Annotated in this window: 24 protein-coding genes; 18 read left to right on the forward strand and 6 right to left on the reverse strand. The window is 65.8% G+C overall.

The window, feature by feature from the left end; translation table 11 throughout:
* Window positions 1-8 precede the first annotated feature (8 nt).
* Window positions 9-1,217 carry a YhjD/YihY/BrkB family envelope integrity protein gene (locus tag P0D62_RS09030; protein ID WP_275702309.1) on the forward strand — a complete coding sequence of 403 codons (1,209 nt, stop codon included), beginning with the start codon at window positions 9-11 and terminating at the stop codon, window positions 1,215-1,217.
* Window positions 1,218-1,423: 206 nt separating this feature from the next.
* On the opposite strand, the gene P0D62_RS09035 is transcribed toward P0D62_RS09030, so the two are convergent.
* Window positions 1,424-2,647, reverse strand: a complete 1,224-nt coding sequence (locus tag P0D62_RS09035) for a pyrophosphate--fructose-6-phosphate 1-phosphotransferase (protein WP_275702310.1) — start codon at window positions 2,645-2,647, stop codon at window positions 1,424-1,426.
* A 191-nt stretch (window positions 2,648-2,838) separates the two neighbouring features.
* On the opposite strand from P0D62_RS09035, the gene P0D62_RS09040 reads away from it, so the two are divergent.
* From P0D62_RS09040 to P0D62_RS09080, 9 genes are all read left to right on the forward strand, one after another.
* Entirely contained in the window at window positions 2,839-3,261 is a 423-nt protein-coding gene (locus tag P0D62_RS09040) for a TadE/TadG family type IV pilus assembly protein (protein ID WP_275702311.1), read from the forward strand.
* Window positions 3,262-3,270: 9 nt separating this feature from the next.
* On the forward strand, window positions 3,271-3,891 hold the full coding sequence (locus P0D62_RS09045; protein ID WP_275702312.1) for an L-threonylcarbamoyladenylate synthase: 621 nt from the start codon (window positions 3,271-3,273) through the stop codon (window positions 3,889-3,891).
* 22 nt (window positions 3,892-3,913) lie between these two features.
* Window positions 3,914-5,401 carry a DUF1846 domain-containing protein gene (locus P0D62_RS09050; RefSeq protein ID WP_275702313.1) on the forward strand — a complete coding sequence of 496 codons (1,488 nt, stop codon included), beginning with the start codon at window positions 3,914-3,916 and terminating at the stop codon, window positions 5,399-5,401.
* An 18-nt stretch (window positions 5,402-5,419) separates the two neighbouring features.
* On the forward strand, window positions 5,420-6,436 hold the full coding sequence (locus P0D62_RS09055) for a hypothetical protein (protein ID WP_275702314.1): 1,017 nt from the start codon (window positions 5,420-5,422) through the stop codon (window positions 6,434-6,436).
* Window positions 6,437-6,700: 264 nt separating this feature from the next.
* A complete protein-coding gene (locus P0D62_RS09060; protein ID WP_275702315.1) occupies window positions 6,701-7,732 on the forward strand; it encodes a hypothetical protein in 1,032 nt (343 codons plus the stop codon).
* Between the two features lie 261 nt (window positions 7,733-7,993).
* The gene (locus P0D62_RS09065; RefSeq protein ID WP_275702316.1) at window positions 7,994-9,019 is read left to right on the forward strand and encodes a hypothetical protein; all 1,026 of its coding nucleotides are present in this window, start codon (window positions 7,994-7,996) and stop codon (window positions 9,017-9,019) included.
* A 97-nt stretch (window positions 9,020-9,116) separates the two neighbouring features.
* Window positions 9,117-10,826: a hypothetical protein gene (locus P0D62_RS09070; protein ID WP_275702317.1), complete on the forward strand. Its 1,710-nt coding sequence runs from the start codon at window positions 9,117-9,119 to the stop codon at window positions 10,824-10,826.
* A complete protein-coding gene (locus P0D62_RS09075) occupies window positions 10,823-11,662 on the forward strand; it encodes an ABC transporter ATP-binding protein (RefSeq protein ID WP_319946997.1) in 840 nt (279 codons plus the stop codon). Before P0D62_RS09070 ends, P0D62_RS09075 begins: the two co-directional genes overlap by 4 nt.
* On the forward strand, window positions 11,659-13,008 hold the full coding sequence (locus P0D62_RS09080; protein ID WP_275702318.1) for an ABC transporter permease: 1,350 nt from the start codon (window positions 11,659-11,661) through the stop codon (window positions 13,006-13,008). The genes P0D62_RS09075 and P0D62_RS09080 overlap by 4 nt, the downstream gene beginning before the upstream one ends.
* 110 nt (window positions 13,009-13,118) lie before the next feature.
* Here the strand turns inward: P0D62_RS09080 and P0D62_RS09085 are convergent, their stop codons facing one another.
* From P0D62_RS09085 to P0D62_RS09095, 3 genes are read right to left on the reverse strand one after another with little or no spacing between them, the layout of a single operon-like run.
* Window positions 13,119-13,610: a beta-class carbonic anhydrase gene (locus P0D62_RS09085; RefSeq protein ID WP_275702319.1), complete on the reverse strand. Its 492-nt coding sequence runs from the start codon at window positions 13,608-13,610 to the stop codon at window positions 13,119-13,121.
* Window positions 13,607-16,060, reverse strand: a complete 2,454-nt coding sequence (locus P0D62_RS09090; protein WP_275702320.1) for a DNA gyrase/topoisomerase IV subunit A — start codon at window positions 16,058-16,060, stop codon at window positions 13,607-13,609. Before P0D62_RS09090 ends, P0D62_RS09085 begins: the two co-directional genes overlap by 4 nt.
* A gap of 23 nt (window positions 16,061-16,083) precedes the next feature.
* Window positions 16,084-17,103 (reverse strand): App1 family protein, encoded by a 1,020-nt coding sequence (locus tag P0D62_RS09095; protein ID WP_275702321.1) that lies wholly within the window; start codon window positions 17,101-17,103, stop codon window positions 16,084-16,086.
* 58 nt (window positions 17,104-17,161) lie between these two features.
* Between P0D62_RS09095 and P0D62_RS09100 the strand changes: the two genes are divergently transcribed.
* Both P0D62_RS09100 and P0D62_RS09105 read left to right on the forward strand, forming a co-directional pair.
* Window positions 17,162-17,728, forward strand: a complete 567-nt coding sequence (locus P0D62_RS09100; RefSeq protein ID WP_275702322.1) for a DUF5998 family protein — start codon at window positions 17,162-17,164, stop codon at window positions 17,726-17,728.
* Entirely contained in the window at window positions 17,728-18,843 is a 1,116-nt protein-coding gene (locus tag P0D62_RS09105; protein WP_275702323.1) for an alkaline phosphatase family protein, read from the forward strand. The genes P0D62_RS09100 and P0D62_RS09105 overlap by 1 nt, the downstream gene beginning before the upstream one ends.
* A 21-nt stretch (window positions 18,844-18,864) precedes the next feature.
* On the opposite strand, the gene sepH is transcribed toward P0D62_RS09105, so the two are convergent.
* Window positions 18,865-20,028: a septation protein SepH gene (gene sepH / locus P0D62_RS09110; RefSeq protein ID WP_319946998.1), complete on the reverse strand. Its 1,164-nt coding sequence runs from the start codon at window positions 20,026-20,028 to the stop codon at window positions 18,865-18,867.
* Window positions 20,029-20,055: 27 nt separating this feature from the next.
* Here sepH and P0D62_RS09115 point away from each other — a divergent pair, with 27 nt between their 5' ends.
* Window positions 20,056-20,352, forward strand: a complete 297-nt coding sequence (locus P0D62_RS09115) for a DUF4193 domain-containing protein (RefSeq protein ID WP_275702324.1) — start codon at window positions 20,056-20,058, stop codon at window positions 20,350-20,352.
* An 88-nt stretch (window positions 20,353-20,440) separates the two neighbouring features.
* Here P0D62_RS09115 and P0D62_RS09120 read toward each other — a convergent pair whose 3' ends face one another.
* On the reverse strand, window positions 20,441-20,731 hold the full coding sequence (locus P0D62_RS09120; protein WP_275702325.1) for a DUF4235 domain-containing protein: 291 nt from the start codon (window positions 20,729-20,731) through the stop codon (window positions 20,441-20,443).
* Between the two features lie 62 nt (window positions 20,732-20,793).
* Here P0D62_RS09120 and P0D62_RS09125 point away from each other — a divergent pair, with 62 nt between their 5' ends.
* The 5 genes from P0D62_RS09125 (at window position 20,794) to P0D62_RS09145 (ending at window position 26,496) form a co-directional block, all read left to right on the forward strand.
* On the forward strand, window positions 20,794-21,231 hold the full coding sequence (locus P0D62_RS09125) for a DUF3093 domain-containing protein (protein WP_275702326.1): 438 nt from the start codon (window positions 20,794-20,796) through the stop codon (window positions 21,229-21,231).
* Window positions 21,228-21,689 carry a dUTP diphosphatase gene (gene dut, locus P0D62_RS09130; RefSeq protein WP_275702327.1) on the forward strand — a complete coding sequence of 154 codons (462 nt, stop codon included), beginning with the start codon at window positions 21,228-21,230 and terminating at the stop codon, window positions 21,687-21,689. The genes P0D62_RS09125 and dut overlap by 4 nt, the downstream gene beginning before the upstream one ends.
* The gene (locus tag P0D62_RS09135) at window positions 21,686-22,399 is read left to right on the forward strand and encodes a DUF3710 domain-containing protein (RefSeq protein ID WP_275702328.1); all 714 of its coding nucleotides are present in this window, start codon (window positions 21,686-21,688) and stop codon (window positions 22,397-22,399) included. The genes dut and P0D62_RS09135 overlap by 4 nt, the downstream gene beginning before the upstream one ends.
* A 73-nt stretch (window positions 22,400-22,472) precedes the next feature.
* Window positions 22,473-22,841 (forward strand): OB-fold nucleic acid binding domain-containing protein, encoded by a 369-nt coding sequence (locus P0D62_RS09140; protein WP_275702329.1) that lies wholly within the window; start codon window positions 22,473-22,475, stop codon window positions 22,839-22,841.
* Between the two features lie 631 nt (window positions 22,842-23,472).
* Window positions 23,473-26,496, forward strand: a complete 3,024-nt coding sequence (locus tag P0D62_RS09145; protein WP_275702330.1) for a CHAP domain-containing protein — start codon at window positions 23,473-23,475, stop codon at window positions 26,494-26,496.
* Window positions 26,497-26,711 lie beyond the last annotated feature (215 nt).

The raw sequence follows: 26,711 nt of genomic DNA on the forward strand, positions 1-26,711 counted from the left end.
CGGATATCGTGCTCAAGGGGCTCCAAGCCTGGTGGGAGCGGGTCAGCGACACCGATACGGTGGCGCATCTGCTGGCTGCCACTGAACGCTACGGCAAACGCCTCGGCCCGGCCTTCGCCGGCGCCATCACCTACTTCTCGGTGCTGTCCATGGTGCCGATCCTGATGTTCTCGCTCGCCCTCACCGGCATGGTGCTCACCCAGTTCCGCCCAGATCTGCTGCAGTGGGTGCAGGATCAGATCCATGTCGTGCTGGGCGGCATGCAGGTCGCCGACGCCGAGTCGGATACCGGCTTCGCCAAGCAGCTTGGAACCTTCCTGGTGGAGACTTTGACGGGCTGGCGAAGCCTGCTTGGCGTCGCCCTGCTCACCGCGGCCTACTCGGGTGCCAACTGGGTAGGCAACCTGAAGCGAGCCGTTCGCGTCATGTGGTGCGACCGGATGGGCGACGCCGCCGAACGCAAGAACTTCTTCGTCGAACTGGGCTGGAACCTGCTGATCTTCCTCGGCTTGCTCTTGAGCGTGGTCCTCGGCATCGCCTTGGCGCAAGGCGGCTCCACATTCTCAGAGCAGTTGATCGGGTGGCTGGGGTGGTCCCACGTGTCGGGCATCTCGTTCTGGTTGCGGGTGATCAGCATCGCGCTGACGTTCATGGTCAGCTTCCTGCTGTTCGCCTTCCTCTTCGTGGTGCTGCCCAACCAGCCGGCGGCGCGCCGCGTGCGGGCGATCGGCATACTGGCCGGCGCACTCGCGCTGACGGTGATCCAGCAGTTGGCGGGCACCATCATGGGGCTGCTGTCCCAAGGACGCGCAGCCGCCGTGTTCGGGCCGATCATTGTGCTGATGCTGTTGCTCAACGTGCTGGCCAGCATCATCCTGCTGATCGCGGCCTGGATCGGTACCGATCACACCTGGCCGCATTACCGAGCCCAGATTCGCGAGGAACGCGCGCAGGGCACGATGCACGAGTTCGCCTTCGACGAGGATCTCGACGACGAGCCCGTGATTCCCGACCGGGTCGCAGCCGCCATCCCGCTAGACAGCATCCGCGACGCCGCCTTCGTGCCCGAACCCGATCCCAATCTGACCGTGCGCCAGGACGTCGCCGCCAACGCCGTCAAGGTCGGCACCGGCGTCGGCTACACCCTGGGAGCGGCCACCGGCCTCGGTATCGGAGCGATCATCGTCTCGATCGTGAGCTGGTTCCGCCGCCGTTGACCCACGCTCTTTGAGGTTGACGCTCTTTGAGGTGCGGAGCGCAGCGGAGCCTCGACAGTTAAGGAGGGCGCGAAGCACCACAATCACGCTCTTTGAGGTGCGGAGCGCAGCGGAGCCTCGAAAAGAGCAGGACCGCAGAACCACACAAGCAAATAGAAAAGAACCCCCGCCGCTCCAACGAGTCGGCGGGGGTTCTCGGTGTCAGCTCAGTGCGAGACCACCGCGGCAGCGGGCTGGGCCTGGCCGATGGCGTCGAGCATGTCGATGTACCACTGCTGGGTGATGTCGAACGGCTTGCCGCCCTTGATCCGGTCGAAGGCGATGGCGCTGAGCACGTCGCCGTTCTCCTCGTCGTGGCCGATGACGCCGGGCTCGCCGCGCAGGGCGCTGTCGACGGCGAGGTCGGTGCACTGCTTGATCAGCGCCAGGTCGGCGTCGTTGGCGGCGGCCGAGCGGGAGAAGTAGCCGGACTTCTGGATCATGACCTTCTCGGCGCTCAGCTTCTCCGCGAACTGGGAGGCGAACCAGGCGCCGGGGTTGACCTTGTCGAGCTTCACGTGGCCGAAGGGATCCCGCGGCACCTCTTCGCCGGCGGCCTCCATCTCGGCGATGATCGAATCGAGGCCGGCGCCCTCCGAGAGGAAGATCGTGACGTTGCCCACCTCGTCCATCACCTTGTTCAGGCGCTCGGCCTCGGCGGCGATGTCGATGACGCCCTCGGGCACGTAGACGCCGTGGATGTCCCAGGCCTCGCGGCTGAGGCCGATCTCCGGCAGCCACCGCTGCTCGTCGAGCCACTCGCGGTACTTCTGCGCGGTGGCGGCGGTCAGCCAGCCGCAGTTGCGGCCCATGACCTCGTGCACGATCAGCATCCGGGAGCCGGAGTTGTGCTCGGCGACGATGTTCTGGGCGAAGATCGAGCCCTGCTCGGCAGCGGTCCATGCTCCGAGCGACTGGCGGATCGGGATCACGTCGTTGTCGATGGTCTTGGGCAGGCCGACGACGGTCAGGCCGTAGTCGTGCTCGGCGAGGTACGCCGCCAGGTCGGCCGCGGTGGTGTTGGTGTCGTCGCCGCCGACGGTGTGCAGCACGTCGACGCCATCGGCCACCAGGCGATCAGCCGCCACCTGCAGCGGGTTTGCGCCCTCTTCGACGAGGCCGCGCTTGACCAGATCCTTGGCATTGGTGAGCTTGACGCGCGAGTTGCCGACGGGGGAGCCGCCGAACTTGTGCAGCAGTGCCGCGTCCTTGCGTACCTCGTCGGTGACGGTGAGGTAGTCGCCCTTGAGCAGGCCCTGGTAGCCGTGCCGGTAGGCGATGATCTCAACCTCGGGGGCGAGCTGGGTGTAGCGCTCGATGAGTCCGCCGATGGCGGAGGACAGGCAGGGGGCGAAGCCACCGGCCGTGAGGATGGCTACCTTCTGGACCATGAGGTTCCTTTCTTGCTTTCCAAGAGTGGGGTGCGGGACCACCTCGTTCTACGACGGGACGTCGGCGCACTACAGGCCACCCTAACGGACGTAGAGATTTCGCGGATAGGCGACCCGGTATGTTCCGCACCTTGTCCACAGGACGTCGTGGTCGCGTGGTAGTGACCGAGGGCTCCTGCCAGGATGGGGCGATGAAGAGCGGGAGCAGGGGACTGGCGGTGTCGGTGGAGGCCGCCATCCTGCTGCCGGTGCTGGTTTTGTTCATCGGTCTGCTCGCGACATCGGCGCGGGTGGCGCTCACCCAACAGGCCTTGAACGCGGTGGCGGCGCAGGCCGCGCGGGCCACGAGCCTGGAGCGCTCGGCGGCCGAGGGACGCCGCCACGCGGAGGAGGCCGTGGAGGTCGGGCTTCGGGAGCAGGGCGTCGAATGCCTGACGTCGAGGATCAGCATCGACGCTGCCGCGCTCGAGGCCCCGCTCGGCAGCTCTGGCGAGGTGAAGATCTCGATCGACTGCGTGATCGGTGTCGCGGACGTGACCTTGCCGACCTTTCCCGGCAGTTTCCCGCTGACGGGCCACGCCACGTCGTCGGTGGATCGATACCGGCACCGGTAGAGTGTGGTGATGGCCCAGTTCATCGATATTCATCCGGTCAATCCGCAGCCTCGGGCGCTCCAGCAGGCCGTGCGTATCCTCCAAGACGGCGGCCTGATCGTATACCCCACGGACTCCTGTTTCGCGCTCGGCTGCACGCTCGGTAACTCCGCAGGCATTGAGCAGATCAAGCGGATCCGCAACCTGAACGACAAGCATCACTTCACGTTGATCGTCGACGAGTTCGCCAAGCTCGGCCAGTTCGTCGAGATGGACAACTGGAAGTTCCGCATGGTGAAGGCGGCCACACCCGGCCCCTATACCTTCATCCTGAAGGCCACCCGCGAGGTGCCGAAGATGATGCAGCATCCGAAGAAGCGCACGGTGGGCGTACGGATTCCCAATCACCGCACCACGCGCGCGCTGCTCGACGCACTGGGCGCTCCGCTGCTGTCCTCGACCCTGCTGCTGCCCGACGAGGATCAGCCGCTGGTCGACTCCTGGGAGATCAAGGAACGCCTCGATCACCAGGTGGATGCCGTCATCGACTCGGGGGAATGCGGCACCGAGCCCACCACCGTCGTCGACCTCACCGGCGACGAGCCCGTCGTCGAGCGCGTCGGTGCAGGGGATCCGTCACCTTTCGAGTAGCCGCAGCGCTAAGGTTGGCCGGGTGAGAGAGCCCGGATTCGATCGTGAGCGTTACCTGGCGATGCAGTCGCAGCACATCCAGCAGCGACGCGAGCAGTTCGGCGGCAAGCTGTACCTAGAATTCGGCGGCAAGCTGTTCGACGACAACCACGCCTCCCGGGTACTGCCGGGCTTCACCCCGGACAACAAGATCCGGATGCTGGAGCAGCTTTCCGACGAGGTAGAGATCGTGATCGTGATCAACGCGATGGATCTGCAGCGCAACAAGATGCGCTCCGATGTCGGCATCGCGTACGACGCGGACGTGCTGCGGCACATCGATGTGTTCCGCTCCTACGGCCTCTACGTCGGCTCCGTCGTGATCTCGCACGTCACCGACGACAATCGCCAGGCCAGGGCGTTCAAGCGGAAGCTGGAGCGGCAGGGCATCAAGGTCTACCGGCACTATCCCATCAAGGGTTATCCCAACGACGTGCAGCTGGTGGTCAGCGACCATGGCTACGGCCGCAACGACTACATCGAGACCAGCCGTGACCTCATCGTCGTGACCGCGCCGGGACCGGGCAGCGGCAAGATGGCCACCTGCCTGTCGCAGCTGTTCCACGACCATCAGCGGGGCATCAGTTCCGGCTACGCCAAGTACGAGACCTTCCCCATCTGGAACCTCCCGCTCGACCATCCGGTCAACGTCGCTTACGAGGCCGCCACTGCCGACCTGGACGACGTCAACATGATCGACCCCTTCCATCTGGCGGCCTATGGCAGCTCGGCGGTGAACTATAACCGCGACGTCGAGGTCTTCCCCGTGCTCTCGCTGTTGTTCGAGCGGCTGCTCGGCTCGTCACCGTACAAGTCGCCCACCGACATGGGCGTCAACATGGCCGGGCACTGCATCTCCGACGACGACATCTGCCGTCGGGCCTCCGAGCAAGAGGTGATCCGGCGCTACTATCAGGCGCTGGTGCAGGAGAAGAAGGACGAACTCGAACCCCACATGTCCAACCGGATCGCCCTGCTGATGAGCAGCCTCGGGGTGAAGCCGGAGGATCGCCCCGTCGTCGCTCCGGCGCTCGAGCGCGCGCGGCGTACGAAGGAGCCCGCCGCAGCACTGGAGCTGCCGGACGGCCGGATCATCACCGGCAAGACGTCCCCGCTGCTGGGAGCCTGCTCAGCTATGCTGCTGGATTCGCTGAAGGCTCTCGCCGGCATCGATCCCGCGGTGCGACTGCTGGCACCGGAGTCGATCGAACCGATCCAGCGCCTCAAGACCGAGCACCTGGGCAGCCGCAATCCGCGTCTGCACACCGACGAGGTCCTGATCGCCTTGTCGGTCAGCGCCAACGGTGACGAGCACGCTCGACGTGCCCTGGAGGTGCTGCAAGAGCTGCGCGGCTGCAACGTGCACACGAGCGTGATCCTCGGCCCCGTCGACGAGGCCATCTTCCGCAACCTCGGCGTCCAGATCACCAGCGAGCCCGTCTACCAGACCAAGCGCCTCTACCGTCGTTGATGTGAGAGCTGAGACGAGATGACAATGCCCCTGCCGAGGATCTCTCGTGCGATCGCGGCGGTGTTGTCGGGTGGTCTCGTGCTCGCGGGGTGCACCGTCGGCGTCGAAGAGAGCGATGAGGAGGTACTTGGCGCTCTCGACGAATACATGCGGGTGCTGTGGGATGTGCAGGACATGACGGAGGATGCCCTCAAGAAGGCGCATATGGCTCGCGAAGAGTTCACCGCGAGGTGCATGCACGAGCAGGGTTGGACCTACACGCCACTGCCCTTCGAGACGGTGTCGGTCATCGTCGTCGATGGCAGGCAGGAGACCCAGCGCGATGCACAGCGGCGCGGCACGTTGGAGTACGCGCAGAAGTTCGGGTACGGGGTGATCTCTTCGCCTGAGCAGGAGATGAGAGGCGAACCCGACATCGCACCGCCGCTCGATGTCAATCCCAACGACGCCTACGTGGAGTCCCTCACTGAGTCGGAGAGGGCCGTATACAACGAAGCGCTGTTCGGCACAGGCACCGTTGTCGACGAGGAGTTCGATGACGAGGGTAACCCGATCGTGCAGGAGATCGACTGGAGCACGATGGGCTGCAACGGGAGGGCCTGGGCGGAGACCGAAATCGATCAGCCGTTCTTGAACTCGGAGGTCGCCGACCTGATAGCTCTCGGTGGTGACGACCTCTACCCGAGCCACGAGAACAACGAGGACATGGCAGCCCTCGAGGACGAATGGGCGTCGTGCATGGCGGGGAGGGGGCACTATTTCTCGACCCGTTCGGAGGCCGAGCAGCATGTCGACGACGAGCTCGCCCGGCTCTGGGAACGGGTCGATCTGGCCGAGCAACCCGACGGTCCGTCGAAGGATGACATGGCCGCCCTGCAAGCGCGGGAGATCGAGCAGGCGGTCGCCGACGTGACGTGCGCCCAGCAGGTCGATTACGACGGGCGCGCAGATGCGGTGATGCGGGTGGCTCAGCAGAAGTTCGTCGATGCGCACAAGGCCGAGTTGGACGCGCTGGTGGCGAAGTACAAGGCGTGAGGCAGCTAGGAGATTTCTCGGGCAACGACGTGCAGATCGGAAGTGTGTCAAAAAGTCAAGACTCTGCGGTCGTCGATCTTTGTGTTCGCTGTGCGACTCACGCGCCCCACTCGCCTGAAACTGTCCCGGTTTCACAGGGTTCGCGGGTCCGCTTCGGGTGTATGTGGATAGCCTGACGGCGTTCGGGTCGCGGCGGCGCGGCCCGGTCCATCGGCCCGCCCGGCAAAGATGCACCCCGGAGCGGACAGACGAAATGAGGTAACGATGCGCGTCAACAGGTTCCCCCGAGTTCTCGTGGCGGCGGTGATGGCCGGCGGCCTCGTGCTGACCGGCTGCTCGAAGGACGACGGCAAGGTCGATCCGGAAGCGATGGGCCCCCTTCAGGAGTACCTGCAGGTGATCTGGGGATCTGAAGAATGGACCGCAGACCGCGCGAAGCAGGAACACGTCCAGCGCGAGGAACTCATCGCGAAGTGCATGAGCGAACAGGGATGGGAGTACAAGCCCCAGCCGTGGCAGGACAGCTGGTATCAGAGTTCCGACGATTTGGCCGAGGACGGCCCGCAGTGGGGCACCATCGAGTTCGCCAAGGAGTACGGCTACGGTGCGGTGAAGTCTCCGTGGAACACGGACGAAGAGGTGATCGAGGATCCTGTTGAAGATCCCGAGCAGTACGTCGACGTCAACGAGGAGTACGTGATGTCGCTGCCCGAGTCGCAGCGCGACGCCTACTACGAGGCCCTGCATGGCAAGTGGGAGGAGTACGAAGAGCTCGATCCCGATGGCAATCCGATCGAACCCTCCTACGACCCCAGCAAGCAGGGCTGCTGGGGCAAGGCGTACGCCGAGGAGCAGGGCGAGCAGCCGTGGGAGGATCCGGAGTTCAAGGAACTGATGGAGCGCATGGAGACCGAGGTCTGGGGTATCTACGGCTCCGACAGCGGCGAGATGGCCGAAGTGAACAGCGAGTGGGCTACGTGCATGAGCGGCAAGGGCTACGCGTTCACCTCCCGTAACGAACCTTCGGATCAGATCTACGAGAAGCTCAACAAGATCTATGAAGACCAGGGCACCCAGGAGAACCCGAACGAAGCCGAGATCAAGGAGCGGCAGGACGCGCTCCACGCCGAGGAAGTCAAGCTGGCCACCGACGACTTCACCTGCGCCGACGAGGTCAAGTACGACAAGCGCGCTCAGGAGATTCAGTTCGCCGCGGAGCAGAAGTTCGTCGACGAGAACAAGTCGGCGCTGGAGGCGATGAAGGCGAAGTACAAGGACAAGAACAAGAGCGAATAGCGGGTCGAAGCGGTGGGTCGCACGAAGATCGAACGACAGCGTCGAAGTCAAGAGCCCTTGGCCATCGATCTCTTCCACGGCCGTGTGACCCCCGCTTCGAGTCCTCTTCCTCATGCCCCCCGGACGTCTCGTTTCGGGTGGCCGAAGCAGGAACCTCGCCGGGCGACGGATAGCATGGCGAGTGTCGGACATGACAGCGTGGTCCGATCCACGAGCCGTCAGGGGAGCACAAGCCCGGCGGAGAGGCGAAAAGAGGTAGCGATGCGCGTCAACAGGATCCCTCGGATCATCGCGGTGATGGTGCTGGCCGGTGGCCTCGCTCTGACCGGCTGCTCGAAGGACACGGAGAAGAACGAGGAAGAGCCCGTCGGCCCCCTCGACAAGTACCTTCAGGCGCTCTGGGGCAACGAAGAGTTCGACGAAGAGAAGTACAAGAAGGAAGAGGCCGAGCGCCAGGAGTTCATCGCCAAGTGCATGAGCGAGCAGGGCTGGGAGTACATCCCCGTGCCGTACCAGGACGGCGGTGTGGTCATCGGCGATGATGGCGACGGCGACGAAGGACCGGCCTACGGCACGCTCGAGTTCGCCCAGAAGTACGGCTACGGCGCGGTCAACTGGCCCGGTCAGGACGAGACGGAAGAGCCCGAGGCTCCGATGCCGGAGGAGGAGTACGTCGATCCCAACCAGGATTACGTGATGTCGCTCACCGAGAAGGAGCAGTCCGCCTACTACGAGGCCCTCTACGGCAAGTGGGACGACTTCCAAGAGCTCGACCCCGACGGCAACCCGATCGAACCGTCGTACGACCCCAGCCAGATGGGCTGCTATGGCAAGTCCGAGGCGGAGATCAACGGCGACCAGGTCTGGAACGATCCCGACTACGAGGAGCTCATGAACAGCATGAGCGAGGATCTATACCCCACGTCCGAGAACAACGACGAGATGCGGACGCTCGAGAGCGAATGGGCCACCTGCATGACGGGCAAGGGCTACGCGTTCTCCACCCGTCAAGAGGCGCAGCAGTACATCTGGGACAAGGTCAGCGCGCCCTACGACAACCATGACTGGGAAGCTCAGCCGGACGGCCCGGACGAGGCTGCGGTGAACGCGGCCCGCGAGGCGGTCCAGGAAGAGGAGATCAAGCAGGCCGTCGACGACTTCACCTGCGCCGACGACATCAAGTACGACGACAAGATGCAGGAGATCTACTTCGCGAATCAGCAGAAGTTCGTCGACGAGCACAAGACCCAGCTGGAAGCACTGGTCGCAAAGTACGGAAAGAACTGATCATCCGGCGGTAAGTCGGATGCAACCAGATGCCCACCCTGGAGCGTCGTGGTGATAGACGGATGGACAGTGACGAACTCATGAGGAGCGTTCGATAGTGCAAAGCGGTGACAACTCGCGCAGCGAGGGCCTCGACAGCATCGGCCTGGGCGGAGAGGATCCCACCGAGACGCTGCCCGTGGTCGGAGCTGGCGATCCCACCCCCGGCAACGGGGCGGACGAGGGCGAGAAAAAGAAGTCCAAGAAGGGCTTGGCCGGCACGCGGCTGGTGGCGTTGGTCGCCATCGTCGCGGTGCTGGCACTTGCCGCCGGCGCGGTCCTGATGCGTTTCGTGATCTCGCCCGCAGAGCTGGCCGCTCGGACCGAGCCGCCGGAGGCGGGTCCGGTGACGGTGCCGATCGAGTCGCGCTCGATCGAGAACAAGGTGACCATCCGCGGCGAGGTCACCTACGCCGATTCGGTGGAGGCCATGATCGAGGTCAGCGGCATGTCCGAGCGTGCGGTCGTCACGGGCCGCATCCCCGAGACGGGCGCGGAGCTCAAGGCCGGCGACATCGCGCTCGAGATCGCAGGGCGCCCGGTGGTGGTACTGCCCGGTGAACTGCCGGTCTACCGCACCCTGAGCGAGGGCATGAAGGGCCCCGACGTGCTGCAGCTGAAGAAGGCTCTCAAGTCGCTGGGATACAAGATCAAGAACGCCAAGAACAACGAGTTCGATTCCAGCACGGCGTCGGCGATCAAGCAGCTGTACGACAAGCTCGGCTACGCGGCCCCCACCGGAGGTGCGGAGGCGCAGGCGGAGGTCAAGGCCGCCAAGGACGGGGTCAGGATCGCGGAGTCCGGACTCAGCCAGGCCAAGAAGACCCTGAGCAGCGCGCAGCGAGAGCTCAAGGACGCCAAGAAGGCGACCGTTTCGCGGGTCGCGGTCGTGGAGGCCGAGAACGCCGTCCGCGCGGCCGAGCGCGCGTTGCGGGACGCGCGCGATGCCAATGCCACCAAGAGCGAGATCGCGAACCTCAAGGACGACGTGCGTCTCAAGAAGGTGATGCTCGAGGAGGCGAAGAAGCCGGACACGTCCGCCGTCAAGGCCGCCGAGCAGGCCGTCACCGACGCCAAGGCGGGGATCAAGGAGTCCGAGCGCTCTGTCAAGGAGGCCAAGGCCGCCTTGAAGGAGGCCGAGAAGGGCACCAGCGCTCGGATGCCGGCGGAAGAGGTCATGTACCTGTCCAACCTCCCGCGCCGAGTGGACTACGTCAACGTGAACAAGGGCGACATCGTCAGCGGCTCCACCATGTCTGTTTCGGGCGCGACGCTGCAGATCAAGGGCACCGCGGCACCGCAGGACGCGCAGATGCTGAAGGAAGGCGCCGAGGCGAGCTTCCAGACGCCCGACGGCGCTGAGGTGCCGGCGACGGTCGTCAAGGTGTCCGCGCCGTCTCGAGGCGGCAGCGGTGAAGGCGAAGGAGAAGAAGGCGGCGGTGGCGGCGGAGGCAGCGGAAGCGACCGCTGGGATGTCGTCCTGGAGCCGGGCGAGCTGACCTCCGACCAGATCGAGATGCTGCGCGGCACCAACGTGCGCGTGTCGATGGCGGTGGCCTCCACCGACGGCGAGGTGATGGCGGTTCCGGTCGCGGCGTTGAGCGCGGGCACCGGTGGTGAGAGCCGCGTCGAACTGGCCCCGGAGAACCTGAAGGACGAGCCGATCGTCGTTCCGGTGACCACCGGTCTGTCCGCAGAGGGCTACGTCGAGATCACCTCCACCGACCCGCGCATCGTGGTGGGCGCCAAGGTCGTGGTGGGCCGATGACGGAACTCCTGCCCGAGCAGACCGCGGACGGCGGTGGCGCGGCGGAGGCCAAGGCTGACAAGCTGGCGGCCAAGGCCCAGGCGAAGGCGGCGAAGAAGCAGGTGCGCGCCGACCGCAAGGCGACGCGCCACCTGCCGACGCCTGTGGGCAACCCCGAGTTCGATGGCCCCATCGTGCAGCTCACGGACGTGTCCCGGATCTTCCCGGGCCAGCCGCCGGTGCAGGCGCTGCGCAACGTGGATCTGGTGGTCGACAAGGGCGACTACATTGCGATCGTCGGCCCGTCGGGATCCGGAAAGTCCACGATGCTGAACACGCTGGGGCTGCTGGATCGTCCCAGCTCCGGCAGCTACCACTTCGAAGGCATCGAGGTGTCGGCGCTCAGCGACGACGAGCGGTCCGCGCTGCGCGCGCAGGCGATCGGCTTCGTGTTCCAGTCGTTCCATCTGCTGCCGACGCGCAGCGTGCTGGAGAACGTGGTGCTCGCGACGGCGTACGCGGGTGTGCCGCGGGACGAGCGTCATGACCGTGCCCAGGCCGCGCTGGAGCGCGTCGGGCTCGGACATCGTCTGGACTTCCGCCCCGGCACGCTGTCGGGCGGTGAGCGGCAGCGCGTCGCCATCGCTCGTGCGGTGAGCACCTCACCGCGGCTGCTCTTCGCCGACGAGCCCACGGGCAACCTGGATCAGCGCAACTCCGGCGAGGTGATGCGGCTGTTCGACGAACTGGGTGCCGAGGGCCTCACCATCGTGGTGATCACCCACGACATGGCGGTCGCCGCCAGCGCGAAGCGTCGCGTGCGCATCAGCGACGGCCAGCTTTCGGAGGTGGCATGACCGAGTTCGAGCAGGTCGAGCCGATCCAGTCCGGCGAGCCCGCCACTGGCCGCAAGGCTCGCAAGGAGAAGGCTCCCCGCAAGGGCAAGAAGCCGAAGAAGGCGAAGAAGTCCAAGGAGAAGCGCCGCAAGATCCGCACCGGATTCACGCTGCGCGATCTGGTGCATGAAGCCTTCGAGGGCATCGGTTCGCGGCCCTCGCGACTGATGATCACGCTGGTCGGCACGGTGCTGGGCATCGCGTCGCTGGTGGTCACCATCGGTTTCGCGCAGACCGGCGCCGGACAGATCGCCTCGCAGTTCGACGCGGTCTCCGCCACGCGGGTCACCATCGAACCCGGCACCACCAGGGGTAGTGGCGGCACCGAGCGCGCAACCGCCCGTATCCCGTGGGACGGGGCGGACCGGGTCAAGGATCTTGCCGGCGTAGAAGCCGCGGCGGTGTTCGCCAGGGCGCCCGGAACCCCGCAGGTTTCTGCGGTGACCATCTACGATCCCGCGCAGGCGCAGACGGCGCCGCCCCCGGTGGTGGCGGGCAGCGCCGAACTGCTGGACGTGGTCCGTGGCGAGCTCAAGACGGGGCGGTTCTTCGACTCAGGGCATGACGCGCGACGAGATCTCGTCGTGGTGCTGGGGGCCAAGGCCGCCGAGAAGCTGGGCATCAACCGGATCACCAATCAGCCCGCCATCTTCATCGACGAGCGGCCGTACACCGTGATCGGCATCCTCGAGTCGGTCGGCACGCGCGAAGCGCTGATGGACTCGGTGATCATGCCGATCGGAACGGCGCGGTCGCAGATCGGCGTGTCGGCACCGAACAGCCTGGACATCCGGATCGCGATCGGGGCCGGGCCCGTCGTGGCGCGTCAGGCGCCGATGGCCATGAACCCCAACTCTCCGGACGCTTACAAGGTCTCGGCCCCGAGCAACGCCAACTCGCTGCGCGAGGGCATCGAGGCCGACGTGAACCTGCTGTTCGTGGCGATCGGCGTCGTCGCGCTGATCGGCGGCGGCCTGGGTATCGCCAACGTGGTGCTGCTGTCGGTGACGGAGCGCACGGGGGAGATCGGCCTGCGACGGGCGTTGGGCGCCAGACGGCGCGACATCCTGCGCCAGTTCGTTCTGGAGTCGCTCACCACCGGCGTGCTCGGCGGCCTGATCGGCGTCGCGTTGGGCATCTTTGCCCTGCTCATCGTGTGCGTGTTCCGAGAATGGACGCCCGTGCTGGCGGCCTGGGCCGCTCCCGCGGGGGTCGGCGTCGGTGCTCTGGTCGGCCTGGTCGCCGGCACCTACCCGGCTATCAAGGCGGCTCGCATCGAACCGGTCGACGCACTGCGCACCGCGTAGTCCACATCCACGCGAACTGACGGCCGAGCAGCATCTGCTGCTCGGCCGTCAGTTCGATCTTTTCGAGGCGCTGCTGCGCTCCGCGCCTCTAAAGAGCGTGAGTGGGGGGATCAGATGTGCTGGGTGAGGAGGCCGGAGTCGACGTCGTAGAGGAAGCCGCCGACCTCTGCGTGGCCGTTGATCAGCGGGTGGGAGCGCACCATGTCGACGTCGTGACGCAGGCGGCCGAAGACGTCCTGGTCGGCGCCGAAGGTGATCCAGCTGGTGTCGACGCCCGTGCGGTCGTGGATCTTGCGGCGGATGTCGGCATCGGTGCCGGAGGCCATGGCGCAGCGGGTGTGCGGCACGATCATGATCCGGGTCACCTGGAGCAGTTGCACCGAGAGCACGCAGCCGGTCAGCACGTCGTTCGAGACGCGACCACCGGGGGAGCGCAGGATCTTGGCGTCGCCCAGCTGCAGGCCGAGCATGCGCAGGGGTTCGATGCGGGAGTCCATGCAGGTCACCATGGCGACGCCCGCCTTGGCGATGCCGTCGAAGCCGCCTTCGTCGAAGCGGGAGGCATAGGCCGCGTTGTTTGCGAGCAGGTCGTCGAAGCTCATGGGGTCTCCTCGAGGGTGGCGGGTCGTCCGCGTCCGGCGGCCATGGTGATCGGCTGAGAGGCGGGGGTGCCGGAGCCGTCTCGTCGGGAGTCTACGCCCGGCAGCTCCACCGGCGAACCCGACGCGGCGGCCGCGAGCAGAGGAGCGGGTCCGATGGCGGCGAACAGCAACGCGTCCTCGCCCTTCAGGAAGCGATGGCAGCGAACCCCGCCGGTGGCGCGCCCCTTGGCGGGGTACACCGACAACGGCGTCCGCTTGGCCGACCCGGCCTCGGTGCCCGGCAGCGCATCCGAGGAACCTGAGATGGTGAGCACCTCGTCGACCTCGGGATCGACGGTGCCGAACCAGATCGCTTGTGCCTTGGAGGCGAGCTTGATGCCGGCCACACCACCGCCGGAGCGGCCCTGGGGGCGCACCACGGAGGCGGGGAAGCGCAGCAGCTGGGCGTCGCTGGCGACGAAGGCCAGGTCTAGGGCCTCGTCGGCCAACTCGACGGCGCCCACCAGCTCGTCGCCGTCGTCGAGGCGGATCACGTCCCACGAGTCCTTGGTGAGCACCTCGGGCACGACGCGCTTCACCACGCCCTGCTTGGTGCCGAGGGCGAGGCCGAGGGACGACGGCTCGAGGGTGGTGAGGCCCAGCGGACGCTCACCGTCCAGCGGCCACAGCTCGGTGGCGAGGCTGCCGCCCTGCAGGCTGAGCGCGCTCGCGGTCAGCGGCACGGTGGGCAGGTCGATGGCGCGGCAGCGGATCAGCCGGCCGCGGTTGGTGATCACGCCGAACTCGGCCAGTGCCGTGGTGCGGATCGCGGAGACGATCACGTCGTGCGCCGCGCGGCCGGTCGTGGGCAGCGGGTGGGCCGTGTCGGTGCGGGCCGCAAGCCCGGTGCCGGACAGCAGCACCCAGCACGGGTCGTCGGGCACCTCCAGCGGAGCGGCCGCCGTCTTGGGCTGGCCGCTGGATGCCAGCAGGATGGTGCGACGAGGGGTACCGTGCAGCTTGGCCACCTGGGTGAGCTCGTCGCCCACCACCTTGCGCAGCCGCGCGTCGTCGTCCACGATCTCGCGCAGGTCGGCGATCCGGCCGAGCAGCTCGTCGGATTCCTTCTCCAGCTCGATGGTGGAGAACTTGGTGAGCCGGCGCAGCTGCATGTCGAGGATGTAGTTGGCCTGGACCTCGTCCAGGTCGAAGGCCGTGATCAGGCGCTGGCGAGCCTCGGCCACGTCCACCGACGAGCGGATGATGGCGATCACGTCGTCGATGTCGGCGATCGCGATCAGCAGGCCGCGCACCAGATGCAGGCGCTCCTCCGCCTTGCGCAGGCGATACTGCGAGCGACGCAGCACGACGGAGAGGCGGTGGTCGAGGTAGACCTCCAGCAGCTCCTTCAGCGACAGCGTACGGGGCTGGCCCTCCACCAGCGCCACCGCATTGATCGCGAAGGTGTCCTCCAGCTTGGTCACCTTGTAGAGCTGCTCGAGCAGGGCCTCGGGGTTGATGCCGTTCTTGACCTCGATCACCAGGCGCAGGCCGTGCGTCAGGTCGGTGAGGTCCTTGACGTCGGCGACGCCGGTCAGCTTCTTGTCGCCGATCGCCTTCTTGATCTGCTCGATGATCTTCTCGGGCCCAACCATGTACGGCAGCTCCGTGACGATGATGCCCTGGCGGCGGGGCGTGACCTTCTCGATCCGGGCGCTGGCGCGCACCTTGAAGCTGCCGCGTCCGGTCTCGTAGGCGTCGCGGATGCTGTCGAGGCCGATGATCTTGCCGCCGCCGGGGAAGTCGGGGCCGGGGATGTGGCGCATCAGCTCATCGAGCTCGATCTTAGGGTTGCGCAGCAGCTGCTTGAGGGCCGCCACCACCTCGACCAGGTTGTGGGGCGCGATATTGGTGGCCATGCCGACGGCGATGCCGGTGGCGCCATTGACCAGCAGGTTGGGGATGGCAGCGGGCAGGACGACGGGCTCGGCTTCCTTGCCGTCGTAGTTGGGCTTGAAGTCGACGGTTTCCTCGTCGAGCCCTGCGGTCATGGCCAGCGCCGGCGTCGCCATCCGGCACTCCGTGTAACGCATCGCGGCGGGGCCGGCGTCGAGGGAGCCGAAGTTGCCGTGCCCGTCGATCAGCGGCAGCCGCATGGCCCACGGCTGCGCGATGCGCACCAGCGCGTCGTAGATGGCACCGTCGCCGTGCGGATGCAGAGCACCCATCACCTGGCCCACCACGCGGGCCGACTTCACGTGCGACTTGTCCGGACGGATGCCCATCTCGTCCATCGAGAACAGGATGCGACGCTGCACCGGCTTCAACCCGTCGCGCGCATCGGGCAGCGCGCGGGAGTAGATCACCGAGTAGGCATACTCCAGGAAGCTCGACTCCATCTCGACGGTGACGTCGACGTCGACGATGTGCTCCTCATCCGTGGCGAAGTCGTCTGCCGCCTTCTTGACCATCAGCGCATATCTCCCTGAGCCGGTTACAACTGCGCGAGTCTATCGCCAAGTGCATCCCCATCGGGGCCGCGAACCTCCGGCGCCGTGTCGGGATACCAGCGTTCCTCCATGTCGGCGACGCGGATGCCGTGGGCCAGCGACGCCTCGACGGCGGTGAGCTCCCGGATCGCGATGCCGCGCACGTGCTCGGGCTGCAGGGCCGCGAACTCGCCATACAGATCCGGATCGTGCTGACCGTCGTCGCCGACGAGCAGCCACTGGATGTTGGGAAGGTCGCGGGCCAGTTCGCGCAGCGCGCGCCGCTTGTGATCCGGCCCGGAACGGAACCAGCCGGTGTTGGTGGGGCCCCAGTCCGTGAGCAGCATGGCCCCTCGCGGGAAGCCGTGGCGCTTCATGAAGCGATGGATCATCGGATAGGTGTTCCAGGCGCCCGTCGAGACGTAGATGATGGGCGCACCGGGTCGCTCCGCGAGCAGTCGCTGATACAGCCGAGCCATGCCGGGCACCGCCTGGCGGGCTTGCTCGGTGAGGATCAGCGAATTCCAGGCGGCGAGCATGGGCCGGGGGAGCCAGGTGGACAAGATGGTGTCGTCGATGTCGGAGACGATGCCGAAGTCGACCTCAGGGCCGATCACCTGCACGTCGCAGGTGGTGCTGGCCCCGGACTCGGTGGCGAGCTGGATCGTGTGCCAGCCGGGCGACAGACCGGGGTTCTTGATCCGCACGTCGAGATAGCCGCCGCGATCGGCCTCGGCGGTCACCGTGTTCTCGCCGACGGTCACCGTCACGACGCTGCCCACTCGTGCCACGTTGATGAAGTTGCGCCACCCGCGGCGATAGAGCGCCGCAGATGCGGCCTGCACGATCCCGAGATTGCTGGGCGGCAGGAGCGTGATTCTGGCGAGCACGCGGATCTGTTCCTCGGTGCCGTACCCGACGAAAGCGCTGATGGACTCGCGCCAACCCCGGCGCAGCAGGCGCCGGTTGAGCGTGCGATTGATGCGGTCCTCGACGCGGGCAGCGAAGAACGGTCTCGTCCTCATGACGCCTAGGCTATCTGGGATCGGCTCACGCGCCGACACGCTCGTCTAGTATGAACGCGTGCCGGCAACCACTAACCCCCTTCCCGCCAACCTGATCGAGGAGATCAGGCAATGCGGCTTCTACCCCAGCTTCGTGTGTTCGACGCTCCAGGGAGCCGTGGGAACGCGAGAGGTACTGGGCTATCTGGTGCATCACGAGGCGACATTCCTCGGAGCCAACATCCTTCGCCACATGAACGTCATGGTGCTCACCGACAAGCACCTGGTGATCTGCCACGCCGACGAGGGCGATCCCGACTCGAGCAGCGACGCGCTCGCGACGGCAGAGATCGTCGCGCTGCGTTCGATCAACTCCGTGGCGATCACCCAGTCGGTGCGCGACCCGGAGCGTCGCGATGGCCCCGTGCTCGTCGAGGCGTGGCTGGCCATCGCCTGGGGAGCCGCCAGCCGGATCGATCTGGGCCCGGCGCTCTGCGAGGATCCGGCGTGCGAGGCCGATCACGGCTACACCGGAACGCTCACCCCCGATGACATCTCGATCAGGATCAGCCGCGAGGGCGACGGCGCCACCAACGCCAACCGGCTGGTGGAGTTCGGCTCGCTGCTGCAGAGCGTGGTCGGCTGATGGGGGATTTCCTCCTGCCCCGATACGACGGGGACTGCCTCACCAACCTGCTCCCGTCCGTCCAGGATCGCCTCGCGGGACGCGTTCCGGTGATCGACATCCCGAAGGCCGAGAAGTACATCGTGGTGCTGGTGGACGGTTTCGGGTGGCATCAGGTGCAGCGCAATCTCGACCACTGCGAGTTCGTCTCGGGCGTGCTGGGCTCGGCGCGTCGGCTCACCACCGCGGTGCCCAGCACGACGGCCACTGCGCTCAGCTGCCTGGGCTGCGGCACACCGCCAGGCCGGCATGGCGTGGTGGGCTACAGCTTCTTCGAGCCGAGCGTCGGCAAGATCGTCAACGCTCTCACCTGGGAGAACGGCCCGGACGACGTCGAGGCCTTCCGCCAGGCGCCCACCCGATTTCAGGAACTCGGCGCCGTGGGATGCGCGTGCGCGGCCGTGACGCTGGCTCGCTTCGAGGCCAGTGCCCTCACCCGCACGGCCTTCAGCGGAACCACCCAGTTCCCGGTGACGGCGGAGGGCGAGCCGGAGCACGTCGTGCAGTTGGTGGCCGACGCCCTCGTCGGGCACGACGTCGTCTACTGCTACGAGCGGCTGCTCGACCACACCGGCCATGGGCACGGGGTGGCGTCGTGGCAGTGGCTTGACCGGCTGGGCGCCGTGGATGACCTGATCGCGGCGCTCGCCGAGCTGTCGTCGCCAGAGGTCTGCATCCTGGTGACGGGCGATCACGGCATGATCGACGTACCTGCAGAGCGACGCGTGGTGGCCGAGGACGAAGGACTGGCTGACGGCGTGCTGATCGGGGGAGAGGGCCGGCTACGCCAGCTCTACTGCCACGATCCCGCCACCGTCGCAGCGCGCTGGGCGCGTCACCTGGGCGAGCGGGCGGCCGTGTGGCGACGTCAGGACGCCATTGAGGCCGGCTGGTTCGGTCCGGAGGTGACCGCGACGACGGCCGCCCGGATCGGCGACGTGCTGGTGGCGATGCGAGACGACTGGGCCGTCATGAGCACCACGTTCCCGGGTGAGTTCAGCATCGTCGGGATGCACGGCTCGCTGACGCCCGAGGAGATGGAGGTTCCCCTCCTGATCCTCGGTGGCGCGCAGTAAGGCACTCAGTACGCGGTTGCGTCAGTCCTTCTTCGGCGCGCGGGGCGCGCCGAACATGATCTCGTCCCAGCTGGGGATCTGAGCCCTGCGGCGCTTCGACGACTTGGGTGCAGACGTTGCCGGCCCGTCGATCAACGCCTCCTGCGGGGGCTCAGGCGTGGATTCGGCCGATGGGGTGGGCTCTGGCGACGCCTCCGAGGTCGGTTCGGCCTTCTCGGGCTGCGCGGCGTCCTGCTCTGGCTCGGAGGGCTCCTGGTCGACCGGCTGTTCTTGCTCCGGCGCCTGGGGTGCCGCGTCCGGCTCTGGCTCGGCGACGGTCGCCTCAGGCTCGCCTGGCGCCGTGGCCTCGGCCCCGGGCTCGACCTCCGGCTGGCGAGCCGGGAGTTCGCGGTCGATATCGGTGTAGATGCGCACCGAGTCCTCGGAGATGCCGCTCAGCAGGTCGTAGAGCTCGTCCAACTGGGAGGTGTCCTCGTTGGGCTCGTACAGGACGGCTGCGGCCGGGATGTCGTCTCCGGGAAGGTCGGCGGCCGGCTTCGGCTCGGGGGCGGTGACGGCGCGCACCAGCGCCAGCTCGTCCCTCAGGTCGACGGTGTTCTCCTCATCGGGGGTACGGGAGCCGGTGAGCTCCTCGCCGATCATCCAGCGGGCGTCGGCGTTGTCGGCGACGTTGAACCGTCCGCGGGGGTCGTAGACGAACTCGGCGGTCCGCGACTCCGCGTCGCCCTTCTCGGAGCTCAGCACACCGACGATGCGCCACTTCAGATCTGCCCTTCGGCTGGCATCCCACGAGATCTCGTCGGCGTCGATGCCGCGGGCGAGGAGACGCTCGCCGATCAACTGGCCGAGCCGGCGATGGGTGCCCGACTCGCCACGCCGACGCACCGTCGCGCCGAGGGCCTGCCGGGTCATGTGTTCGCGCTCCGCCATCACGGGGCCGGCGAATGCGGCGATGCGCTGCGCGTCCACTCCCGCTTCCGCCGCCACCTCGTCAAGGGTTGCGCCGCCACGGATCCGTGCCTGGATCTCGCGCGGGGAAAGTGCACTCTCCATGTGAAAGCTCGCTCCTCGTCCGGTGTTCCGCCCAAACCTATCAGTGCGGGGCACCATCGCGCGGCTGACGGATGGCCACGACGCGATATTCGGAGGCAAGAGCTTGATTGTTCGCCGGGATGTGGTACACATATCCGCGAGCGTGACGAAAGGACTGGCATGGCTACTGATTACGATGCCCCTCGCAAGACCGACGAGGAGATGAGCGAGGACTCGCTCGAAGAGCTCAAGTCGCGCCGTGCGGACAAGAACTCCGGCAAGGTCGACGAGGACGAGGTTGAGGCCGCGGAATCGTTCGAACTACCCGGGGCAGACCTGTCCCACGAGGAGCTCACGGTGCGCGTGCTGCCGCGTCAGGCAGACGAGTTCACCTGTGCGTCCTGCTTCCTGGTGAAGGCCCGCAGCCAGCTGGCTGAGAGCAAGGGCGGCCAGGACTACTGCGTCGACTGCGTGTAGACGGAGCGACTACAGATACAGACCAAAGCGCGTCTCGAGGATCATCCTCGAGACGCGCTCTGGGTTCTGGGTGGTTTGGTCTTCGCTCTCAGTCGAGCTTGTTGAACAGCTTGCCGGGGGCCTTGCCGCCGGTCGCCTTCGCCCAATGCCGAGACATGTAGCGGTTCATCGTGAGCTGGGTGATACCGACGCCGAATCCGCTGGCGAGGGCCCAGATGAGGGCTTGCGTGATGGGGGTTTCTGGATCGTTCGGATCGGGCGGGGTCTCTCCTGTGCTCGCCTCCCACGCCTTCGTCACGAGCTTCTGCGCGACGATGGTGGTGGCGGCGCCCAGTACTCCGGCGTAGATCTTCCAGATCATCTTCTGGGTGAGCTGCATGTCATTGGCCTCCTGGCCACCCATTATGCCCGGCGGGATCGGGACGCGGGTAGATTGGCCCGGTGAGGTTTCGAGAACGGGTTGCTGTTCCCTGGTGGTGGTGGGCGCTCGGCGTCCTGCTCGTCGGATCGTTGGCTGTCGCCGTGCTGGCCTATGTCGACTCCACCGCGGGCATCGCCTTGTCCGTCGCGGCGGCCTTCGCTGTGGGGGTGGTGCTGATCGGGTACGCCCTTCCCATCGCGGTTGACGACGAGACGCTCACCGTCGGGCGGTTCCGGCTGGAGCGCGACTACATCGCCACCGCGGAGGCCTATGAGGGCGAAGCGGCCCAGCGGGTGCAAGGCCCTGACGCCGACCACACCGCGCTCCTGCAGACCCGGCCGTACACGTCCGGGTTGGTGCGCGTCGTGCTGGACGACCCCGCCGACCCGCATCGCAGCTGGCTGATCAGCACCCGCCGTCCCCAAGAACTCGCCGAAGCCGTGAGGAGCATCCTGTGACCGACATCACCATCGATACCGTTGCCGACCAGCGCCATCTTCCCTCCTATGCCCGTCCCGGCGACGCGGGAGCGGATCTCCGCTCGACGCAGGAGGTCGTGCTGGCGCCGGGAGAACGGGTGCTGGTGGGCACCGGGGTGCGCATCGCGCTTCCTGAGGGCCATGTGGCGTTGGTGACCCCCCGCTCGGGGCTGGCCGCCAAGGCGGGGCTCAGCATCGTCAACTCGCCTGGAGTGATCGACTCGGGCTACCGGGGTGAGATCAAAGTGTGCCTGATCAACCTGGATCCTCGGGAGGAGATCCACATCGCCGACGGCGACCGCATCGCGCAGATGGTGGTGCTGCCCTTCGCGACGGCCCTCTTCCATCCCGTGGACGGGCTCGATGAGACCGAGCGCGGCGAGGGTGGCTATGGTTCTACTGGCGGTAGCCAGTTGTTGAGTGGAGAGACCAAGTGATTTTCGGACGCAAGAAGTCGAGCCAGCCGGCCGACGAGTCGACGCCTGCCCAGCCCCAGGTCGAGGAGACGGAGGAGTCGTCGGCTCCTCAGGAGATCCCTGGTGTGCCGGCTGAGGCGCAGGCCACCTGGCGCGAATGGGACGAGCAGTTCACGCGCGACGAGGGCCCGTTCGACATCAGCGAGGTGGACCTCGAGGCCGACGACGTCAACCGGCTCGATCTGGGCTGCCTGGTCGTGACACCGTTCCCCGAGATGAAGCTGCAGCTCCAGGTGGATCAGCAGCGCAAGAATGTGCAGGCGATCCTGGTGGGCGACGGCGCGTCGGCGCTAGAGGTGGCGCTCTTCGGTGCCCCTGCGCGCAGCTCGCTGATTCCGGAGACGCGTGGCGAGATCATCCAGTCGGCGGCCAAGTCGAAGGGCCGCGTCGCCGTGGCCAAGGGCCCGTTCGGGGCTGAGATCCGACGCGCGCTGCCCGTCACCGATCCGCAGGGCAACCCCGCGATGCACGTCTCCCGCACCTGGCTCGTCGAGGGGCCCAGCTGGATGCTGCGCGGCGTGCTGATGGGTAAGGCCGCGATGGACCCGTCCGACTACGACGCCTCGGTTGCCCTGCTGGAGTTCTTCGCGAACCTGGTCGTGCGACGCGGCACCACTCCGGTTGCCCCTGGCTCCCTGATCCCGATGACGGTGCCGCAGAAGGACGCCTGACCGTGACCACCGGCCACAATGGTGAGGCGGTCCCTGTGGACGTCGCCCTGCCGCTGAGGAAGGAAGCCCGACGGTGAGCACCCATGAGGCACCTCGCCCGTTGGGCGAGCGGCTGCGTCGCTACTTCTGGTCGCCAGAACGGCTCGAGGCCGAGGATCTGGAGAAGGCGGCCAGGGATTGCGGTGCCACGCCCCTGTCCCAGTGCAGGTCGCGGCAGCGGGTGACGGTACGAGGCACCATCACCGCCGTCACGAGCGGTGACAAGAACGGCTGGTTGAGCGCTGAACTGAACGACGGAACGGGCAGCGTACGTCTGATCTGGATGGGTCGCACCACCATCGACTGCGTGCTCCCGGGACGTCACGTGAAGGCCACCGGCCGCCTGGCCGACCTCGACGGTGGCCGCGCCATCTACAACCCGGAGTTCGAAGTCCTGGACTGAGTCCATTCACGCTCTTCGAGGTGCGAGGCCGCTCGCGGCCGAGCCTCGAGGAGAGCCCGCGTGAGAACGGGCAGGAAGTTGGCCGTCGGGCTGGGTGTTCGGCTGCCGGTCGCTCTTTTCGAGGCTTAGGCTCTGGGGCTCGTTCCTCGCCCAGCGCCTACGCACCTCAAAGAGCGTCATCATCACGCTCTTCGAGGTGCGAGGCCGCTCGCGGCCGAGCCTCGAGGAGAGCGTGACGGTGTCTAGGGGCTTGTGGTCGGAAACTGTGGTCCGGTTCGTCGTGTTCCGGATCGGGTTGCGGTGGCTGAGGAACGAGCGAAACGAGCCCCGAAGTGCCCGCCCGCCGTGTTCCGGCGCTTCGCGCGGGCTCGCACCATGGTCTTTGAGGTACGAGGCCGTCCGCGGCCGAGCCTCGAAAAGACCCAGCGCAAGACCCCGCAGGAAACTGGCCGCGCGGCTTAGGAGCTTGCTAACCCACCGACTTCGGTGGGTTAGCAAGCGCCTAAGGCGATCGAGGCCGCCTTCGTCGCGCCTTTGGCGAATCCTGGGCCGTCGACATTGCCCGGGTGGCGGTGTGGAAGAATCCCGAGTGCGGTGCCAATGGTCGGCACTCACGTGGAGGGGGAACCACATGTCCATCCGTCGCATCCTGTTCAGCGTCCTCGCTGCCCTGTCCCTGGTACTGAGCTCACTGGTCTTCGCTCCAGCTGCACAAGCCTCGCCTGCCATTGCCAACCGAGACTACGGCTACCCGTATCCGAGCGCTCCAGACTGCGACGAGGTCACTGAGGCCAACTGCGCCGCCGACAAGTGGAGCTTCTATCAGGGGCAATGCACGTCCTGGGTTGCATACCGTCTGAATCAGCTGAACTTTGGTGCTGAGAAGACCTTTACCAACTGGTACGCCGGTGTCCACTGGGGTAATGCCAACAAGTGGGGCCCCGCAGCCAGATCTGCGGGGATCAGCGTGGATGCGAATCCCAGAAAGGGCTCGGTGGCATGGTGGGATAGGGCTTTCCACGTCGCCTATGTGGAAGAAGTCTACGCGGACGGATCAATCCTCATCTCAGAGATGAACGCCGACTACCACAACAGCTTCCGCCTGACGACTCTCCGCAACGGGGGACGCTGGCCGGACGGCTTCATCCATGTGAAGGACATTTCCGGTCCTCCGCCATCCGCTGACTCGGACGGCGATGGCGTCCCTGATGATAGGGATGCCTGTCCTGCCGTTCCTGGGCGGGTAGAGCTTGGTGGGTGTCCTGTGGATGCAAACGGCAACGGTATCGAGGACTCGCAGGAGATGATTCCTTGGGATACTGATGTGAATGGTGATGGTTTTCCTGATGTGGTTGGTTTCGCCGATTCTGGTGTGAGTGTTGCTCTGAATACTGGTTCGTCTTTTGGTCCGGCGAAGTCTTGGATTGCGGATTTCACGGCGAAGGCGGGCGGGTGGCGAGTTGACGCGCATCCGCGGATGTTGGTGGATGTCAATGGCGATGGTTTGCCTGATGTGGTTGGTTTCGCTGAAGCGGGGGTGAATGTTGCTCTGAATACAGGTTCCTCTTTCAGGGCGACGGAGAGGTGGATTTCTGATTTCGGAGCTAACGGTGGTTGGAAGATTAGTGATTCGCCGCGCTCCTTGGTTGACGTGAACGGGGACGGGTTGCCTGACATCGTTGGGTTCAGCTCGGTCGGGATATATGTTTCGCTGAACTCTGGTTCCTCGTTCAAGTCGGCGGTTCGTTGGCATGCCGGGTTTGGTGCGTCTGGGGCGTCGGGTGGTTGGCAAGTTTCTCAGCATCCGCGAATGCTGGTGGATGTCAATGGTGATGGTTTGCCTGATGTGGTTGGTTTCGCGAACTCTGGTGTGAGGATTGCGTTAAACACGGGTTCGTCGTTCGGGGCGACGGAGACATGGATTTCTGATTTCGCGGCTGATGGTGGTTGGAAGATTAGTGATTCGCCGCGCTCCTTGGTTGACGTGAACGGGGACGGGTTGCCTGACATCGTTGGGTTCAGCTCGGTCGGGATATATGTTTCGCTGAACTCTGGTTCCTCGTTCAAGTCGGCGGTTCGTTGGCATGCCGGGTTTGGTGCGTCTGGGGCGTCGGGTGGTTGGCAAGTTTCTCAGCATCCGCGAATGCTGGTGGATGTGAATGGTGATGGTTTGCCGGATGTGGTTGGTTTTGCTGAAGCTGGCGTGCTTGTTGCTCTGAATAGTGGGTCGTCTTTTGGTCCCACGAAGTCGTGGATTGCAGATTTCACTGTGAAGGCAGGTGGATGGCGAGTCGAGGCGCATCCGCGGATGCTGGTGGATGTGAATGGTGATGGTTTGCCAGACGTGGTTGGTTTCGCTGAAGCTGGCGTGCTTGTTGCTCTGAATAGTGGGTCGTCTTTTGGTCCGACGAAACAGTGGAACAACTACTTCGGTGCGGGCCCTTCCGGCGGTGGATGGCGAGTCGAAGCGCATCCCCGTGGGGTGAGTTCCGCGGCGGTGAGGGGAAAGACGCCGACTATTTCTGGCAAGGCCGTTGTTGGTCAGAGTCTCTCTGTGGCGACTGGTGTGTGGACCCCCGGTGTGAGTTTCAGGTATCAGTGGCTTGCAGATGGTTCGGCGATCAAGGATGCGACATCGTCGGTGTTGAGGTTGACCGACGCGATGCTTGGCAAGACGATCTCCGTGCGAGTGACGGGTATCAAGGCGGGCCTGACAAGGTTGGTGAAGACATCGAACGCCACGAGCAAAGTCACTGCGACGGTCGTGGCGGGAAGCGTGAAGGTCACGGGAACACCCGCAGTCGGCGACGAGCTCGAGGCAGTGAGTAGCTCCTGGACACCAGATGCTGCGTTGGCGTACCAGTGGTTGCGGGATGGGAAGGTGATCGCTGGTGCGACGGCGTCGTCGTACACGCTGACTGCGGATGATGCTGAGAAGAAGATCAGTGTCAAGGTGACGGGTTCGAAGGCTGGGTATGCGTCGGTGTCGAAGACCAGTGCCGAGGTGTTGGTGCCGATTCCGCCGAAGCCTTCTCCGACCCCTACCCCCACTCCGACGCCGACCGCGACTCCCACTCCGACGCCGTCCCCGACTGCCGGGCCGTCTGAGGAGCCGCTGTTGCCGGAGGTGACGGCGCCGTCGATTGGGTCGGTGAAGGTTGGGTCGAAGGTGTCGGTGAAGCTGGGGGCTTGGAAGTCCAGCTACAGCGTGAAGTATCAGTGGTTGCTGGATGGGAAGAGCGTCAAGGGGGCGACGAAGTCCACCTACACCCCGTTGCCGTCGGATGTGGGGAAGAAGCTCGGTGTTCGGGTGACCGCTAGTGCGTCTGGTGTGGAGTCGCAGACCGTCGTGTCGAAGGTGGTGAAGGTCGGTAAGGGGTTGCCGTCGGTGAAGGTCAGCGCGAAGGCTGGTTCGAAGGGGAAGGTGACGTTGTCGATCGTGTTGGGGTTGCCGGGGACGAAGGATGCGTCGGTGGTCGGGAAGGTGAGGGTGTATGACGGGGCGAGGTTGGTCAAGACGGTGACTGTGAAGAAGGGCAAAGCGTCAGTGGGTTTGTCGAGGTTGAAGAAGGGGAGTCATACGTTCAAGGTGAGTTACGGCTCGACGAAGGCGTATGAGGGGAAGTCGGGTTCGGTGAAAGCGACGATCAAGTAGCGCCCGGGTTCGGGAGAGTGCTTCAGTGGGAGATGTTCCACCGTAGACGGGGGAACATCTCCCACTGGAGCGTTGTTGTTGGTGGTTGGCGGGCTGAGTCTTGTGGAGGATGGGGTCCGCGAGTGGGTTTGGTGGGCGTAAAGACGCTCAGCCCGCGCGAAGCGCCGGGAGAGCGTCCGGGCAGGAGCGGACCCCATCCGGAGCACGACGGACCT

It is taken from the genome of Tessaracoccus caeni (assembly GCF_029211185.1).
GTDB classification, from domain to species: Bacteria; Actinomycetota; Actinomycetes; order Propionibacteriales; family Propionibacteriaceae; genus Arachnia; species Arachnia caeni.

Bases quoted from the DNA above. Each gene is read 5' to 3' on its own strand.
- sepH (WP_319946998.1), bottom strand. From the start codon at position 20,028: ATGTGTACCACATCCCGGCGAACAATCAAGCTCTTGCCTCCGAATATC.
- P0D62_RS09080 (WP_275702318.1), top strand. From the start codon at position 11,659: ATGACCGAGTTCGAGCAGGTCGAGCCGATCCAGTCCGGCGAGCCCGCC.
- P0D62_RS09085 (WP_275702319.1), bottom strand. From the start codon at position 13,610: ATGAGCTTCGACGACCTGCTCGCAAACAACGCGGCCTATGCCTCCCGC.
- P0D62_RS09055 (WP_275702314.1), top strand. From the start codon at position 5,420: ATGACAATGCCCCTGCCGAGGATCTCTCGTGCGATCGCGGCGGTGTTG.
- P0D62_RS09045 (WP_275702312.1), top strand. From the start codon at position 3,271: ATGGCCCAGTTCATCGATATTCATCCGGTCAATCCGCAGCCTCGGGCG.
- P0D62_RS09145 (WP_275702330.1), top strand. From the start codon at position 23,473: ATGTCCATCCGTCGCATCCTGTTCAGCGTCCTCGCTGCCCTGTCCCTG.
- P0D62_RS09120 (WP_275702325.1), bottom strand. From the start codon at position 20,731: ATGCAGCTCACCCAGAAGATGATCTGGAAGATCTACGCCGGAGTACTG.
- P0D62_RS09095 (WP_275702321.1), bottom strand. From the start codon at position 17,103: ATGAGGACGAGACCGTTCTTCGCTGCCCGCGTCGAGGACCGCATCAAT.
- P0D62_RS09115 (WP_275702324.1), top strand. From the start codon at position 20,056: ATGGCTACTGATTACGATGCCCCTCGCAAGACCGACGAGGAGATGAGC.
- P0D62_RS09040 (WP_275702311.1), top strand. From the start codon at position 2,839: ATGAAGAGCGGGAGCAGGGGACTGGCGGTGTCGGTGGAGGCCGCCATC.
- P0D62_RS09065 (WP_275702316.1), top strand. From the start codon at position 7,994: ATGCGCGTCAACAGGATCCCTCGGATCATCGCGGTGATGGTGCTGGCC.
- P0D62_RS09105 (WP_275702323.1), top strand. From the start codon at position 17,728: ATGGGGGATTTCCTCCTGCCCCGATACGACGGGGACTGCCTCACCAAC.
- P0D62_RS09090 (WP_275702320.1), bottom strand. From the start codon at position 16,060: ATGGTCAAGAAGGCGGCAGACGACTTCGCCACGGATGAGGAGCACATC.
- P0D62_RS09035 (WP_275702310.1), bottom strand. From the start codon at position 2,647: ATGGTCCAGAAGGTAGCCATCCTCACGGCCGGTGGCTTCGCCCCCTGC.
- P0D62_RS09060 (WP_275702315.1), top strand. From the start codon at position 6,701: ATGCGCGTCAACAGGTTCCCCCGAGTTCTCGTGGCGGCGGTGATGGCC.
- P0D62_RS09075 (WP_319946997.1), top strand. From the start codon at position 10,823: ATGACGGAACTCCTGCCCGAGCAGACCGCGGACGGCGGTGGCGCGGCG.